This window comes from Bacillus sp. FSL M8-0256, assembly GCF_038005765.1.
GTDB classification, from domain to species: Bacteria; Bacillota; Bacilli; order Bacillales; family Bacillaceae; genus Bacillus; species Bacillus safensis.
The window spans coordinates 3,355,126-3,369,813 of sequence record NZ_JBBOTU010000001.1 but is presented as its reverse complement, the minus strand read 5'-3'; the positions used below and the strand labels follow the sequence as shown (position 1 = coordinate 3,369,813).

The following is a 14,688-nucleotide window of genomic DNA, read 5'->3' as shown; positions in this document are numbered from 1 at the left end:
TTAAGAAAAACGAAAAAGGTCGTGAATTATGATCATTCAAACAAAATACCATGGTGAAGTGACAATCAAAGAGGAGCAAATCATTCACTTCTCTAACGGGATACCAGGATTTCTGGATCAAAAACAGTTTGTCATTTTGCCTTTATCAGAAGAGTCTCCATTTTTAGTTCTTCAATCATTAAATAACTCGGCATTAGGTTTTATCGTCAGCAGCCCGTTTTTATTCTTCAATCAATACGAATTTGATTTAGACGAAGCGGTTGTAGACATTCTGGAAGTAGAAGATGCCAATGATGTGGAAGTAATGGTTATTTTAACAATGGAATCATCTATTGAAAAAACGACAGCCAATTTAAGAGCGCCTATTATTGTGAACCGGAAAAACATGAAAGCCAAGCAGGTGATTTTGCATGATTCAGCCTATCATACAAAACATTTGTTAGAGGTGGCATCCTCATGTTAGTGCTGTCTCGTAAATTAAACCAGTCGATTCAAATAGGCGATGATATTGAAGTCAAGATTATTTCAATCGAAGGCGATCAAGTGAAAGTCGGGATTGAGGCTCCTAAGCACATCGATATTCACAGGAAAGAAGTGTACCTGTCTATTCAAGAAGAGAACAATCGTGCAGCGAGTTTATCCTTAGATCTTCTCTCTCAATTATCCTCACAAAAAAAGTGAGGATTTTTTTATCGCATTCAGCTGTCCTTCTCCGTGTGAAAGCGTTTCGATACAGATGTTCATGATCTATAGGAAACTTTAACAAATCGGTCCATCTATATTTAATTTACAAATTCAAAGCCGATATAAAAGATAGATTAAAGCACAGGAGCTGAATAACTATGTCTGTTGGTAAGTTGACATCATTAGAGCCAATTATCGATGCATTTCAAACCCGTGTTTCTAATAACCAGAATGACAATGTAAACTCTGACTCACAAGCAAATGGCAGGACTGTTTCAAAAGAAGAAATTGAAAAAACGCTTCAAGGCGCAAACAAGCTGATTGAACCTACTCAATTTCATCTTCAATTTGAATTACATGAAAAACTCAATGAATATTATGTCAAAGTCGTAGATAACCAAACAGAAGAAGTGATTAGAGAAATTCCTTCCAAGGAATGGCTTGATTTCTATGCAGCAATGACAGAAATTGTCGGTTTATTTGTAGATAAAAGAATGTAAATGAAGGGAGAACATAAATAATGGTCAATCGTATTACTGGATTTTCAAATGTGTTCGATATTGATGAAATCGTATCAAAGCTGATGAAAACGGAGCAAGCACCACTTGATACAATGACGCGTCAGAAACAAACACTTGAATGGCAAAGAGACAGCTATCGCGAGGTTAACTCGAAAATTAAAGAATTAGATGATTTGATCAACAGTTTAAACTTAACGCGTCCAAGTACATATGGCGCCAAAAAGGTGACAAGCTCTAATGAATCTGCTGTCACAGCAACTGGATCAACAAATGCGACCTCTGGCTCTATTCATGTCACTCAACTAGCGACAGCTTCTGTCTTCAAATCCTCTGGTACATCTGGATTTACACCAGCAAATGGCACGTTTACGTTTGAAGTGACGACACCAGATTCAACAAAACCGAAAATGGTGACGATCAATACATCTGATTCCGATACAATCGATGACATCGTGAAAAAGCTAAACAACGCTCAATTAGGTGTGACGGCTTACAAAGGCCAAATCTCTGATGGCACTAACTACGTGGATACAATTGCCCTTACTTCTCGGACAACGGGTGAAGGCGTCAGTATTAAAGCAGCTGATGGCAATTCGGCTTCATTTTTAACGCAATTAGGCTTCCAAGTAGATGGAGATAACAAATTAGTTGCGACTACTCAAGGAAAGAAGGCGCAATACGAGATTAATGGTCTGAAAATGGAAAATAACAACAATACATTCACACAGGCTGATATTACGTACGAGCTTAAAGCAACCACGGATCAGCCCGTCAGCTTAAACGTTTCAACAGATGTGGATGCAATCTATGATAAAATTAAGCAATTTGTTGATAAATACAATGAGCTCGTTGAACAGATTAATGGTAAAGTCAATGAAAAGAAAAACAGAGACTATCATCCATTAACGGCTGAAGAGAAAAAAGCGATGTCTGAAAAAGAAATAGAGCTATGGGAAACGACCGCGAAGTCTGGCTTGCTGAGAAGTGATTCCATTTTACGATCTGGTGCCTCTAAAATAAGAAGTGATTTGTATGCTAATATTACGACAAGTGATGGGAATAAAATTCAACTCACACAAATCGGTATTTCGACATCATCCAGCTATAAAGATGGCGGAAAGCTTGAATTTATTAAGGATAGTAATGGAGTAGAGAAATTAAAGAAAGCCATTGAAGAAGACCCGGAGAAGGTCAGACAAATGTTTATATCGGGTAGTTTAAATGTGGATTCAAAGGATAAAGACAAAGCGCAGCAGCAATATCAAGAACAAGGAATTATCTATCGTGTCAAAAATTCCTTATCAGACTTTTCGAAGAGCATTCAAAAAAAGGCTGGCAGCACAACTATGGAATTAAAGGAATACGGACTTGGTAAGGACCTTGACTCTTTGACAAAACGAATGAGTACATTCCAAGATCGTTTAAAAATGGTTGAAGCCCGTTACTATACGAAGTTTAACGCCATGGATAGTGCAATTCAAAAGCTAAACAACCAATCTGGCTACCTTTCTCAACTGCTTGGACAATAATTGGAGGTTTATAACATATGGCAATACAGAACCCTTATGCCGCCTATCAGAAAAATTCTATTGAGACCGCAACACCTGCCGAGTTGACGCTTATGCTTTATGAAGGCTGCTTAAAGTTCATCAGAATAGCGAAGCATGCCATTCAAAAAGAAGATGCAGAAACGAGAAACTTGAACCTAAAAAAGGCTCAAAACATCATTCAAGAATTAAATGTCACCTTAAATCGTTCCTATGACGTATCAAAGAGTATGGCAAGTATGTATGATTACATTTATCGCAGACTGATAGAAGCCAATCTTCAAAATGACGAAGAGATATTGAATGAAGTAGAAGAGTACGTAACTGACTTCCGTGATGCGTGGAAGGAAGTCATTCAAACCGATCGAAAAGGCCGTCACCACTCTATCGGGGGTTCTCTATGAGTATTGTGGACCAGCTGCATGATCAAACATTAAAAATGGCAGCCGAAATAGCGGAAAATCCGCAAAGTGAGACACTTGTTGAAGACTTTGATGCCTTTTTAATTGAGAGAGACGAATTAATGAGAGATATACAGCATGAATTGACGGATCAAGAAAAAGAGAAAATCCGAGAAATCATCCAAACAGATCAACAGATGGCGCAACAATTAACGGTTATCCAAAATGGGATAAAAGCAGATATTCAAGCCATTCAAAAAAAGAAAACAAAACAGCTGAATTATCAAAATCCATACCAGCCCATAACGAGTGACGGCGTATACTACGATAAACGGAAATAAATAGGTGAGACCTGTGGCGTATCGTTCAAATGACTATATTTTATTAACCACATATTATGAACTTCTATACACGATAGAAGAGAGTCTAAACTATTTAGATGAAATTGAGAAGGATTTTGACAAAACAGAAGGGGATCGGATCTTTAATGATCTGATCCATGCCTTCTTTCATTTAGACACAACACATCCTCTTCTGCTTTCAATTATTGAAAATGAACACTTTGCCAAAACGATTCGTTCGTTTGATCAAATATTTTTAAGTTTTGATATACTAGCTTTCTATACATTCCCTTCAAATCACTTCCAATCATTCCTGAAAACATACTTTATACCTGAATATAGAAAGTGGATGGATGAAATACATGCCTGTATGAGGCCGTATGTCATTCATTAATTTTTGTCCAATTCAGACCATTCGGAGGAAATTATGAGACTAAAAAATCAATTTTTAATTGGGCTTATTGTCATATGTGTATTGTTTGTCAGTATGTTAGGCTTCTCAAGCTTTCTCTATTACAAAACAGATCAATCCTATAAAGCGCTATTAAGCAAGGAAGTGAAGCTTTATCAGACCTCGCTGGAATTAGAAGCGCTTCTTCAAAAGCAGGAAGCACAGATTAAAACATATGTCGTCGTACAAGATGCTGAAAATTTGCAGAAAATTGAGCAAACATATGAAGATATTAATAAGAAAACAGCAGAAGCTTCGAAAATGAGTACGGTCAAACAAGCAAAAAATCTATTAGATCAAATCTCAGAAAAAAATTATCTCTACTACACCTCAACAAATCGATTATTTAATTCATTAAATATGCAAAATCAAAAAGAATTCAACACCCGCCTCAGTCAAGAATTACAACCTATCGAACAAGAAATACATACCTTTACAAAAGAGTTCGCTCAAAATCAGCTAAAACAACGTGATCAAAAAATCAATCAGCTCAATCAAGATAGTAATCAATTATTGCTTACACTCATTTTGGTCAGTGCAGCGATTATTGTTGGCCTTTTGGTGATTGGGATCAGATTTGTTCATCGCATGACAAAACCAATTGTTTCTGTCACAAATGCCGCAAAAAGGATGGCAGATGGTGATCTAACCCTTGAAGAGATTGAAGTGACCTCTAAAAATGAGATTGGTCAACTCGGCACAGCCTTTAATCAAATGACGGCTCATTTGCGTCAGCTTATTTTGCAGGTGCAAAGCGGATCAAGACAGCTTGCTGATTCTGCTGCTCAATTTGAGGAAACCATCAGTCAAACGTTATCGGCTAGTGAGCAGACATCTAGCTCGATTGAACAGGTCAGTGAAGCTTCACGTGAACAATCAGATGCGGTCGGAAAAGTGGCATCCGCCATTCAGGAAGTGTCGACTGGCATGCAAAATGCAGCTGTACACACGTCCGATGTTTCGGGTCACTCAATTTCAGTGACTGAAAAGGCTGAAGAGGGCGCGGCCCTTATTCAACAGTTTGTGAAACAAATGAGTTCTATAAAAGAGTCTGTGAATGAACACCATTCTACAATGACCAATGTGCAAGCGCAGTTTACAGGCATTCAAGATCTGTTAGGTCATATCCATGCCATTGCTGACCAGACGAATTTGCTTGCTTTAAACGCAGCTATAGAAGCAGCAAGGGCAGGAGAGCATGGAAGAGGTTTTGCAGTTGTAGCAGATGAAGTGAGAAAACTGGCAGAAGAATCTAGTCAGCTCACAGATCAAATTAGTCAATTACTCGAAAACGTGAACAAAGATACAGAAAAGTCATCACAATCGATGACGAAGGTCGAGCGGGATGTAGCAGAGGGTGTAAAGGTATCACAATTATCTGAACAGAGCTTCCATGAAATCTTGGAATCTATTCGTGATATTTCAATGAAAGCAGAAGAGCTGTCAGCCACTGCAGAACAAATTTCTGCTAGTACAGAGGAAATTTCTCAAACAGTTGGTGTCATTGAAGAAGGTGCGAAACGAAACTCAGAAGAAACAGAGTACATGTCTGCTGCTGTTGAAGAATCATTAGCTGCCAATGAAGAGATGAAAGCCGCTGCGGAGGATTTAAAATCCTTATCTCAATCGCTGAAAACATCGATTTCATCTTTTACCATTTAATGTGCGCTGGTCTTTTTCAAGAATCAGCCGAATATATATTCATCACCTATCAAGCAACAGTTGAAGCACCGCAAAATTCGACAAATTTCAATAAATATTCACATTTTTTTTACGTTTGAGCAGGAGAAAAGGAGGGAAAAGTAGAAATAGGTTTACATATCCTTAATTTTAAAGGAGGCGTTCTTTACATGAATTACAATGTCAGAGGAGAAAACATCGACGTAACACCTGCACTAAGAGATCATGTCGAGAAAAAAATTGGAAAGCTGGAGCGTTATTTTGAGACAGATGTAGATGCTTCAGTCAACGTGAACTTGAAGTTTTACAACGATCAAGAATCTAAAGTTGAGGTTACCATTCCAATGACTGATCTAGCACTTCGAGCTGAGGTGCATAATGAGGATATGTACAATGCAGTAGACCTAGCAGCCAGTAAATTAGAACGTCAAATTAGAAAGCACAAAACAAAAGTAAACCGTAAATTCCGCGAGCAAGGTGCCAAAAAGCACTTATTTGCTGGAGGAAATGGTACGGCTGAAGTAGCAGTTCAAGATGACGAAGAGATTGATGAAACAGAAATCGTCAGACAAAAACGTTTCAACTTAAAGCCGATGGATAGTGAAGAGGCCATTCTCCAAATGAACATGTTAGGTCATAGTTTCTTCGTTTTCACAAATGCTGAGACAAATTTGACCAATGTGGTTTATCGCCGAAATGACGGTAAATATGGACTCATTGAGCCAAACGCTTAAATATCAGTTGATGCTGATTTAAAAACAACCTAAATAAAGTAAACCCGTTCCCTTCATTAGGGGCGGGTTTTTTGTGCGAAATTATGGCAAATTCTTTGGAAATGAAAGAAGGTATGGTATGATAAATGCAGGTAAATATGGACCTGTCAAACTTTTGGACATGCCGAAAAATTGCATGAAATAGAGGAGCGTTATTATATGCTTGGAATCTTAAACAAAGTGTTTGATCCTACGAAACGTACGATCAGCCGATATGAAAAAAAGGCAAATGAAATCGAAGCTCTCGCTCAAGATTTTGAAAAATTATCTGACGAGGCTTTACGAAATAAAACGATTGAATTTAAAGAAAAACTTGAAAAAGGACAATCCGTGGATGACCTGCTGGTTGAAGCATTTGCAACGGTTCGCGAGGCATCCCGCCGTGTAACAGGAATGTTCCCGTTTAAGGTGCAGCTCATGGGGGGCATCGCGCTTCACGAAGGTAACATCGCTGAAATGAAAACAGGTGAAGGTAAAACATTGACATCAACAATGCCTGTTTATTTAAATGCTCTTTCTGGAAAAGGCGTCCACATCGTGACAGTCAACGAATATTTGGCAAGCCGTGATGCGCAGGAAATGGGCAAAATTTTTGAGTTTCTTGGTTTAACAGTCGGCTTAAACTTAAACAGCTTAGACAAAGATGAAAAAAGAGAAGCGTACGCCGCTGATATCACGTATTCAACAAACAATGAACTCGGCTTTGACTATTTACGAGATAACATGGTGCTTTACAAAGAGCAAATGGTTCAGAGACCGCTTCATTATGCCGTGATCGATGAGGTTGACTCCATTTTAATTGATGAAGCGAGAACACCTCTTATTATTTCAGGACAAGCTGCGAAATCAACAAAGCTTTATGTACAAGCCAATGCATTTGTCCGCACATTAAAAATCGAAGATGATTTCACGTATGATATTAAAACAAAAAGTGTGCAGCTGACTGAAAGCGGAATGACGAAGGCGGAAAAAGCATTCGGCATTGAGAACCTGTTTGATGTCAAACATGTCGCGCTGAACCATCACATCGCTCAGGCGCTGAAGGCACATGTTGCGATGCAAAAAGACGTGGATTATGTGGTAGAAGAAGGCCAAGTAGTCATCGTTGACTCCTTCACAGGACGTTTAATGAAAGGACGCCGTTATAGTGAAGGTCTGCATCAAGCCATCGAGGCAAAAGAAGGTCTTGAAGTGCAGAACGAAAGCATGACACTAGCAACAATTACGTTCCAGAACTACTTCCGTATGTATGAAAAATTATCTGGTATGACTGGTACAGCAAAAACGGAAGAAGAAGAATTCCGTAACATTTACAACATGCAGGTTGTGTCAATCCCGACCAACCAACCAGTGGTTCGTGATGACAGACCTGATTTAATTTACCGCACAATGGATGGTAAATTTAAAGCAGTGGCTGAGGATGTTGCGCAGCGCTATATGACAGGGCAGCCAGTTCTTGTCGGAACAGTAGCAGTTGAGACATCTGAGCTTATTTCTAAGCTGCTTAAAAATAAAGGCATTCCTCATCAAGTGTTAAACGCAAAAAACCATGAGCGTGAAGCACAAATTATTGAAGAGGCTGGTCAAAAAGGTGCTGTGACCATTGCAACAAACATGGCAGGACGTGGTACAGACATCAAGCTTGGCGAAGGTGTAAAAGAACTTGGTGGTCTGGCTGTTATCGGGACAGAGCGTCATGAATCCCGTCGTATTGATAACCAGCTTCGCGGACGTTCTGGACGTCAAGGAGACCCAGGGATTACCCAATTCTATCTCTCCATGGAAGATGAATTGATGCGCCGATTTGGTGCAGAGCGGACGATGGCGATGCTTGACCGCTTTGGCATGGATGACTCTACACCAATCCAAAGTAAAATGGTGTCTAAAGCCGTTGAATCATCTCAAAAACGTGTAGAGGGGAACAACTTTGATTCCCGTAAGCAGCTTCTGCAATACGACGATGTGCTTCGTCAACAGCGTGAAGTAATCTACAAACAGCGTTTTGAAGTCATCGATTCTGACAACTTAAAATCAATTGTCATCAATATGATCCAATCTTCAATTGAGCGTGCTGTGGGATCTTATACGCCAAAAGAAGAGCTGCCTGAAGAATGGAAACTAGATGGTCTTGTTGAATTAATCAACACGAACTATTTAGACGAAGGTGCCATTACGGTCAAAGATATCTTCGGTAAAGAAGCAGATGAAATCACAAGCTTCATCATGGATCGTATTAAAGAAAAATACGATGCAAAAGAAGAAACATTTGGCGAAGAACAAATGCGTGAATTTGAAAAAGTCATTGTTCTTCGTGCGGTGGATTCGAAGTGGATGGACCATATCGATGCAATGGATCAGCTGCGCCAAGGTATTCATTTACGTGCGTACGCACAAACGAATCCGCTTCGTGAATACCAAATGGAAGGATTTGCGATGTTTGAGCATATGGTTGCTTCAATTGAAGATGACGTGGCCAAGTATGTCTTGAAATCAGAAATCCAAAACAACCTAGAACGTGAAGAAGTGGTTCAAGGTCAAACAACGGCTCATCAGCCGCAAGAGGGCGATGAGGAGAAGACAGTGAAGAAGAAGCCGGTACGTAAAGTCGTAGACATTGGACGAAACTCCCCATGTCACTGCGGAAGCGGCAAGAAATATAAAAATTGTCATGGGAAGACAGAATAAGTAATGGAAAGAGGTGAAAACCTCTTTCTATTCATGTCAGCCCCCATACATCTATGAGGTGAAGGATATGGAATTAGTAGAAATTAGACAAGAGCTTGAAAATATGGCTAGCAGGCTAGCTGATTTTAGGGGGTCTCTTTGACTTAGAAACAAAAGAGGCCAAAATCGCAGAGCTTGAAGCGACGATGTCAGAGGCTGATTTTTGGAATGATCAGCAAAAAGCTCAAGGCGTTATCAATGAAGCCAATGCACTGAAGGATTCTGTGAATTCCTACCATGAGCTCAGTGAATCGCATGAAGAGCTGCAAATGACGCATGACTTATTAAAGGAAGATTACGACGAGGAGCTTCATGCAGAGCTTGAAAAAGAGCTGAAGAACTTAACGAAGCAGTTTAACGAATTTGAGCTGCAGCTTCTTTTAAGCGAACCTTATGATAAAAACAATGCCATTCTGGAGCTTCACCCAGGTGCAGGCGGAACTGAATCACAGGACTGGGGTTCTATGCTTCTGCGAATGTACACTCGCTGGGCAGAGCGCAGAGGCTTTAAGGTTGAAACGCTTGATTACCTTCCAGGTGATGAAGCAGGAATTAAGTCTGTGACTTTACTTATCAAAGGGCATAACGCGTACGGTTACTTAAAAGCTGAAAAAGGTGTCCATCGTTTGGTTCGTATTTCTCCTTTTGATTCTTCTGGCCGCAGACATACATCCTTCGTTTCCTGTGATGTCATGCCGGAATTCAATGAAGAAATTGATATTGATATTCGGACAGAGGATATCAAGGTAGATACGTATCGTGCAAGCGGAGCAGGTGGCCAGCACGTGAATACGACGGACTCTGCCGTTCGTATCACACATATTCCAACGAATGTCGTCGTGACGTGCCAAACAGAAAGATCACAAATTAAAAACAGAGAACGTGCGATGAAAATGCTGAAATCGAAACTTTATCAAAAACGGATCGAAGAACAGCAGGCAGAATTGGATGAAATCAGAGGAGAGCAGAAAGAAATTGGCTGGGGAAGCCAAATCCGCTCTTATGTATTCCACCCTTATTCTCTTGTGAAAGACCATCGAACCAATACGGAGATGGGAAATGTTCAAGCGGTGATGGATGGAGATTTAGATTCATTTATCGATGCGTACCTGCGTTCGAAATTATCATAAAAACTCGGCTTCTTGCCGGGTTTTTTTAATTGTGAGAAAATATAATGAATATAAAGGAATACATACGACATACTGATTCTATATCCTTTGTATGATGAAATTAGCAAATAAAGGGGGAAATATTTTGGGATTAACACCATTGCAAGAAACGTGGGATTTAGATACCTTTTTTAAAGGAGGCAGTTCTTCACCAGAATTTAAGACATACCTGCAACATATTCAGCAGCTATTAGCTGAATTACGACAAAAGGTGAATGCCTTTTCAAAAGAAGATACACACATTGAAAGCAAATTAACGTCTGTCCTTGACACGTATGAAACTACATATAAAAAATTATCTCAAGCAGGTTCATTTGTAACCTGCCTCCAAGCCCAAAATACGAAGGATATGAAAGCAGGCAGCCTTCGAGGTACGATTGCCAAGCTGGAAGCTGATTTAGGAACAATCCTTGCACTGTTTGATCAAGCGCTTGCTGCTATCCCAGCAAACAAGTGGGAAGAACTGATGAATTCAACAGCCTTTTCAGATGTCCGCTACATATTAAATGAGCGGAGAGACCGTGTGAAGGATCAATTACCTGTTGAACAAGAAACGCTGATTCAAAAGCTGGCTGTAGATGGGTACCATGCGTGGGATGAGCTTTATTCCAGCTTAGTGAATAAAATTACCATTCCGTTTGAACAGCATGGAGAAACACAGATGATCTCTGTAGGCCAAGCAGAAAATGCGATGGATGATTCAGATCGTGAAGTCAGAAAGGCCGTTTACCACAACCTAGAGCATGCATGGACGCAGGATGAACATTTATTTGCTAGTACGCTCAATCACCTTGCTGGTTTTCGTTTGCAAGTGTATGAAGCAAGAGGCTGGGAGCACATTTTAAAAGAGCCGCTAGAAATTTGCCGTATGAAACAAGAAACCCTTGATACGATGTGGTCTGTGATTGATGAACATAAGCAGCCATTCATTGATTATTTACACCGAAAAGCTGACATGCTTGGAGTGGATAAGCTGAGCTGGTTCGATGTTGGGGCTCCTATCGGCAGTGAGACCAAAATCTATCCTTATCAAGAAGCAGCTGCTTTTATTGTGAAACATTTCGCTGGATTTGGAGAAGAGCTCGCTGCTTTTACAGAAAAAGCCTTTAATGAACGCTGGGTAGAAGCTGAGGACCGTCCAAACAAACGGGTAGGCGGCTTTTGTACAAATTTCCCTGACAGCGGAGAATCACGTATTTTTATGACTTTCTCAGGAAGTCCATCCAATGTGGCGACACTAGCGCATGAACTTGGTCATTCGTTCCATCAGGAAGTGATGCAGGATGTTCGCATTCTGAATCGCAAATACGCAATGAATGTAGCTGAAACAGCGTCGACCTTCGCAGAAATGATTGTAGCTGATGCTTCATTAAAAGAAGCGGCAAATGAAGAGGAGCGTCTCAGCCTGTTAGAGGATAAGCTGCAGCGCAGTGTAGCTTTCTTCATGAACATTCAATCTCGTTTCTTATTTGAACAGCGCTTTTATGAAGAACGTAAAAAAGGAGAAGTGCCGGCTGATCGGTTGAATGAATTGATGGTCGAAGCGCAGAAGGAAGCGTTCGGTGACTCATTAGATGAATACCATCCGCATTTCTGGGCGTCTAAGCTGCATTTCCATATCACGAATGTTCCATTTTATAATTTCCCATACACCTTTGGATACATGTTCTCGTTAGGAATTTACGCAAAAGCATTGCAGGCTGGTACATCTTTTGAAGAGAAATACATTGCATTATTAAAAGATACTGCTTCAATGACAGTAGAAGATTTAGCCAAAAAGCATCTAGGCGTTGACCTTACCCAAAAAGCATTTTGGGAAGAAGCCATTCGTTTGGCTGTAGCAGATGCTGAAGAATTTTTAGAAGTGACAAAAAAATAATAATGAAAAGCTCCCGTTATGGGAGCTTTTTTGCTGGCTTCAGCCAGTCAAGCATTGTCTGGATGAGATCATTTTGCTGCGACAGGGCTGGAATGTCCGCTGGCTGATCCCCTTTTTGTTTGCCATACATGCCAAACTGCGCATGATTCCCGCCTTTTATTTCATGATAAACAGTTTGAGACGGCAGATTTGCTTTCGATTTCTTGATTTTCTCTTGTGTGGCCAGCCCATCCTTTTCACCTGAAATAGAAAGGACTTTCAATGAAGATTGTTTCAGGTCATCTGATGCTGGATAAGATGCTAGGAAAAAGAGTCCATCGAGCTTGCTCTGATTTTTTTCTGCAAACATAGCGGCAGCTGCCCCGCCAAGTGAATGTCCGCCAATATACCAGTGTTTGATCGTTTGGTGATCTTTGATGATGTCCTGCGCTTTGTTTGGATTGAAAATCGCAAAGGAAAAGGGCATGTCAGGGATAAAGACAGAGTAGCCTTTTTTCATCAGCGTATCCCCGATATAGGCATACGCAAGTGGTTCCACCTTTGCCCCAGGATAGAGAATGATGCCAGTATCACTTTTTGATGCTTCAAATGTATAAACATTGTTTTTATGTTCCACTTGCTCCATGTTCACCTGTTTTTTTAATGCTTCTGATGGTCCGTATGTAAAGCGGCTCCATGTATAGAAAGCACCAAAAGCTAAGATGATCAGTGCAAGTAATGTCATACCTGTTATCTTCAGTATTTTCTTCATCGCATGCCCCTTCTTTCTCATGTACATATTAAATATACCATCATTTACTCCTATGCCAACCGGCAAGTGCGCTGATCCGTCTGTGTGATAAAGTATTAATCCATTAGCACTGCATTTGGCTGTTATTTACAATCGTTTTAAGAGGGCTTAAAATAGGTGTGCATTCAGAAGTAACGGAGGAAGAAAGACATGAAGCAGGGACATTCACAATTTTGGATCGAAGTGAAAAATTATTTGTTCATTTTAATCGGATCAGCCATCGTGGCGATTGGATTTAATACGTTATTATTACCAAATCAGATCGCAGCAGGCGGTGTGAGCGGCATTAGTACCATTATGCAGTCATTCGGCTTTGAAGCGGCTTATGTGCAATGGGGGCTCAATATTCCATTGTTTATCGCTGGCTTTTATTTATTAGGCGGTACATTTGGGGTGAAAACACTCGTTGGCTCAATTTTTTTACCTTTCATGGTGTTTGTCACAAGACATATTGCACCTGTCACACATGAAGCACTGCTGGCGGCTATTTTTGGCGGTGTGGTCATTGGGATCGGAATAGGACTCGTGTTCCTTGGGAATGGATCAACGGGTGGAACGGCACTCGCTGCCAAAATCATCAATAAGTACACAGGACTCACGCTAGGCACCTGTTTAGCGATGATGGATGGCTTGATTGTTCTGGCTGCGATGACGGTCTTTGGAATTGAAGAGGGGCTGTACGCGGTCATTGGTGTGTTTATTTCTAGTAAAACGATTGATGTGGTACAGGCTGGCTTCAGTCATTCAAAAATGGCAATGATCATTACAGGGCATGAAGATGAGGTCAGACAGGCGGTTTTTGATCAAATTGACCGTGGTGTGACGAAGATCTCAGCAGTTGGAGGATATACCGATCATGACCGCCCGATTTTGATGTGTGTCGTTGGGCAGTCACAATTCACAAAGTTGAAACAAGTGGTGAAAGCAATCGATGCATCAGCATTTGTCATCGTGATGGATGCAAAAGAGGTGCTTGGTGAGGGTTTTAAAAGGGCATAAACAAGGATATAATAGCGTTGACCAAATGATTGTAAGGGAGGGAAATAGATGAAAAAAAGCGGATTAACGATGCTATTTGCAGCGATGCTTCTTGTTCTCGCGGCTTGTGGAGGAAATTCAAGCAGCAGTGACAAAGAAGGCAGCAAAAGTGCTTCATCTGTGAGCAGTGGTGAGGAGATCTATCAGCAAAACTGTATTGGCTGTCATGGGAAAGACCTATCTGGCGGAGGCGGACCAAGCCTGAAAGAAGTAGGGAAGAAATATAATGAAAGCCAAATCGCAGATATTGCGCAAAATGGTAAAGGCTCTATGCCAAGCGGTATGGTAGATGAGAAGCAAGCAAAAGAAGTAGCAAAATGGCTTGCAGAGAAAAAATAAAACCTTTGTCTAATCGACAAGGTTTTTTTGTTTTTTTATATGTAGAAAAAGACTTTTAGATAGTATGAAAACGCATTATATTAAATTTTATTTAAAAAATAAGGGTATAAAGGCACGTTTTTCGGTTTTGATTGTTCTATTTACCTTTTATTTATAAGTTTTGAAATATAAATGTAATACCATTGCGTCGATTCATGACGTATAATTGGAGTTGTTGAAAATGAGACGATTCAATTTTTTCATCTTTTTGGATGAAAAGGACATAAATTGTTAGTAAGTATCGAAGGGTATGTGCGTGACCATACATAACGTTTTTTGACGAGAAGTGTCAAAACATCATGATAAGCTGTT

15 protein-coding genes are annotated in these 14,688 nt (G+C 40.2%); 14 read left to right on the top strand and 1 reads right to left on the bottom strand.

What is annotated here, in order from left to right; genetic code table 11:
• Positions 1-28: 28 nt before the first annotated feature.
• The 12 genes from fliW (at position 29) to NSQ76_RS17425 (ending at position 12,170) form a co-directional block, all read left to right on the top strand.
• On the top strand, positions 29-463 hold the full coding sequence (fliW, locus tag NSQ76_RS17480) for a flagellar assembly protein FliW (RefSeq protein ID WP_034623753.1): 435 nt from the start codon (positions 29-31) through the stop codon (positions 461-463).
• Positions 457-681: a carbon storage regulator CsrA gene (csrA, locus tag NSQ76_RS17475; RefSeq protein WP_008360181.1), complete on the top strand. Its 225-nt coding sequence runs from the start codon at positions 457-459 to the stop codon at positions 679-681. Before fliW ends, csrA begins: the two co-directional genes overlap by 7 nt.
• Positions 682-842: 161 nt before the next feature.
• Positions 843-1,184, top strand: coding sequence for a flagellar protein FlaG (flaG, locus tag NSQ76_RS17470; protein WP_024426252.1), 342 nt, complete (start codon positions 843-845; stop codon positions 1,182-1,184).
• 20 nt (positions 1,185-1,204) lie between these two features.
• Entirely contained in the window at positions 1,205-2,734 is a 1,530-nt protein-coding gene (locus NSQ76_RS17465) for a flagellar hook-associated protein 2 (protein ID WP_024426251.1), read from the top strand.
• Positions 2,735-2,751: 17 nt separating this feature from the next.
• Positions 2,752-3,156 carry a flagellar export chaperone FliS gene (fliS, locus tag NSQ76_RS17460; RefSeq protein WP_024423612.1) on the top strand — a complete coding sequence of 135 codons (405 nt, stop codon included), beginning with the start codon at positions 2,752-2,754 and terminating at the stop codon, positions 3,154-3,156.
• Positions 3,153-3,494, top strand: coding sequence for a flagella biosynthesis regulatory protein FliT (gene fliT, locus NSQ76_RS17455; RefSeq protein WP_024423611.1), 342 nt, complete (start codon positions 3,153-3,155; stop codon positions 3,492-3,494). The genes fliS and fliT overlap by 4 nt, the downstream gene beginning before the upstream one ends.
• A 13-nt stretch (positions 3,495-3,507) precedes the next feature.
• Positions 3,508-3,888 (top strand): hypothetical protein, encoded by a 381-nt coding sequence (locus tag NSQ76_RS17450; RefSeq protein WP_024426250.1) that lies wholly within the window; start codon positions 3,508-3,510, stop codon positions 3,886-3,888.
• 33 nt (positions 3,889-3,921) lie between these two features.
• Positions 3,922-5,607, top strand: a complete 1,686-nt coding sequence (locus NSQ76_RS17445; protein WP_341055152.1) for a methyl-accepting chemotaxis protein — start codon at positions 3,922-3,924, stop codon at positions 5,605-5,607.
• A gap of 188 nt (positions 5,608-5,795) precedes the next feature.
• Complete coding sequence (hpf, locus tag NSQ76_RS17440; protein WP_024423608.1) at positions 5,796-6,359, top strand: ribosome hibernation-promoting factor, HPF/YfiA family; 564 nt, start codon at positions 5,796-5,798, stop codon at positions 6,357-6,359.
• 198 nt (positions 6,360-6,557) lie between these two features.
• On the top strand, positions 6,558-9,083 hold the full coding sequence (secA, locus tag NSQ76_RS17435) for a preprotein translocase subunit SecA (RefSeq protein ID WP_024423607.1): 2,526 nt from the start codon (positions 6,558-6,560) through the stop codon (positions 9,081-9,083).
• Positions 9,084-9,150: 67 nt separating this feature from the next.
• A protein-coding gene (gene prfB / locus NSQ76_RS17430) for a peptide chain release factor 2 (RefSeq protein WP_098677688.1) occupies positions 9,151-10,252 on the top strand; the annotation gives its coding sequence in 2 pieces (ribosomal slippage) (positions 9,151-9,222 and positions 9,224-10,252; 1,101 coding nt in all).
• 124 nt (positions 10,253-10,376) lie between these two features.
• On the top strand, positions 10,377-12,170 hold the full coding sequence (locus NSQ76_RS17425; RefSeq protein WP_341055146.1) for a M3 family oligoendopeptidase: 1,794 nt from the start codon (positions 10,377-10,379) through the stop codon (positions 12,168-12,170).
• 16 nt (positions 12,171-12,186) lie between these two features.
• Here NSQ76_RS17425 and NSQ76_RS17420 read toward each other — a convergent pair whose 3' ends face one another.
• Complete coding sequence (locus tag NSQ76_RS17420; RefSeq protein ID WP_341055144.1) at positions 12,187-12,921, bottom strand: alpha/beta family hydrolase; 735 nt, start codon at positions 12,919-12,921, stop codon at positions 12,187-12,189.
• A 189-nt stretch (positions 12,922-13,110) separates the two neighbouring features.
• Here NSQ76_RS17420 and NSQ76_RS17415 point away from each other — a divergent pair, with 189 nt between their 5' ends.
• Together NSQ76_RS17415 and cccB are read left to right on the top strand one after the other, a co-directional pair.
• The gene (locus NSQ76_RS17415; protein ID WP_024426245.1) at positions 13,111-13,959 is read left to right on the top strand and encodes a YitT family protein; all 849 of its coding nucleotides are present in this window, start codon (positions 13,111-13,113) and stop codon (positions 13,957-13,959) included.
• A 48-nt stretch (positions 13,960-14,007) separates the two neighbouring features.
• Positions 14,008-14,337 (top strand): cytochrome c551, encoded by a 330-nt coding sequence (gene cccB / locus NSQ76_RS17410; RefSeq protein WP_024423602.1) that lies wholly within the window; start codon positions 14,008-14,010, stop codon positions 14,335-14,337.
• Positions 14,338-14,688: the final 351 nt, after the last annotated feature.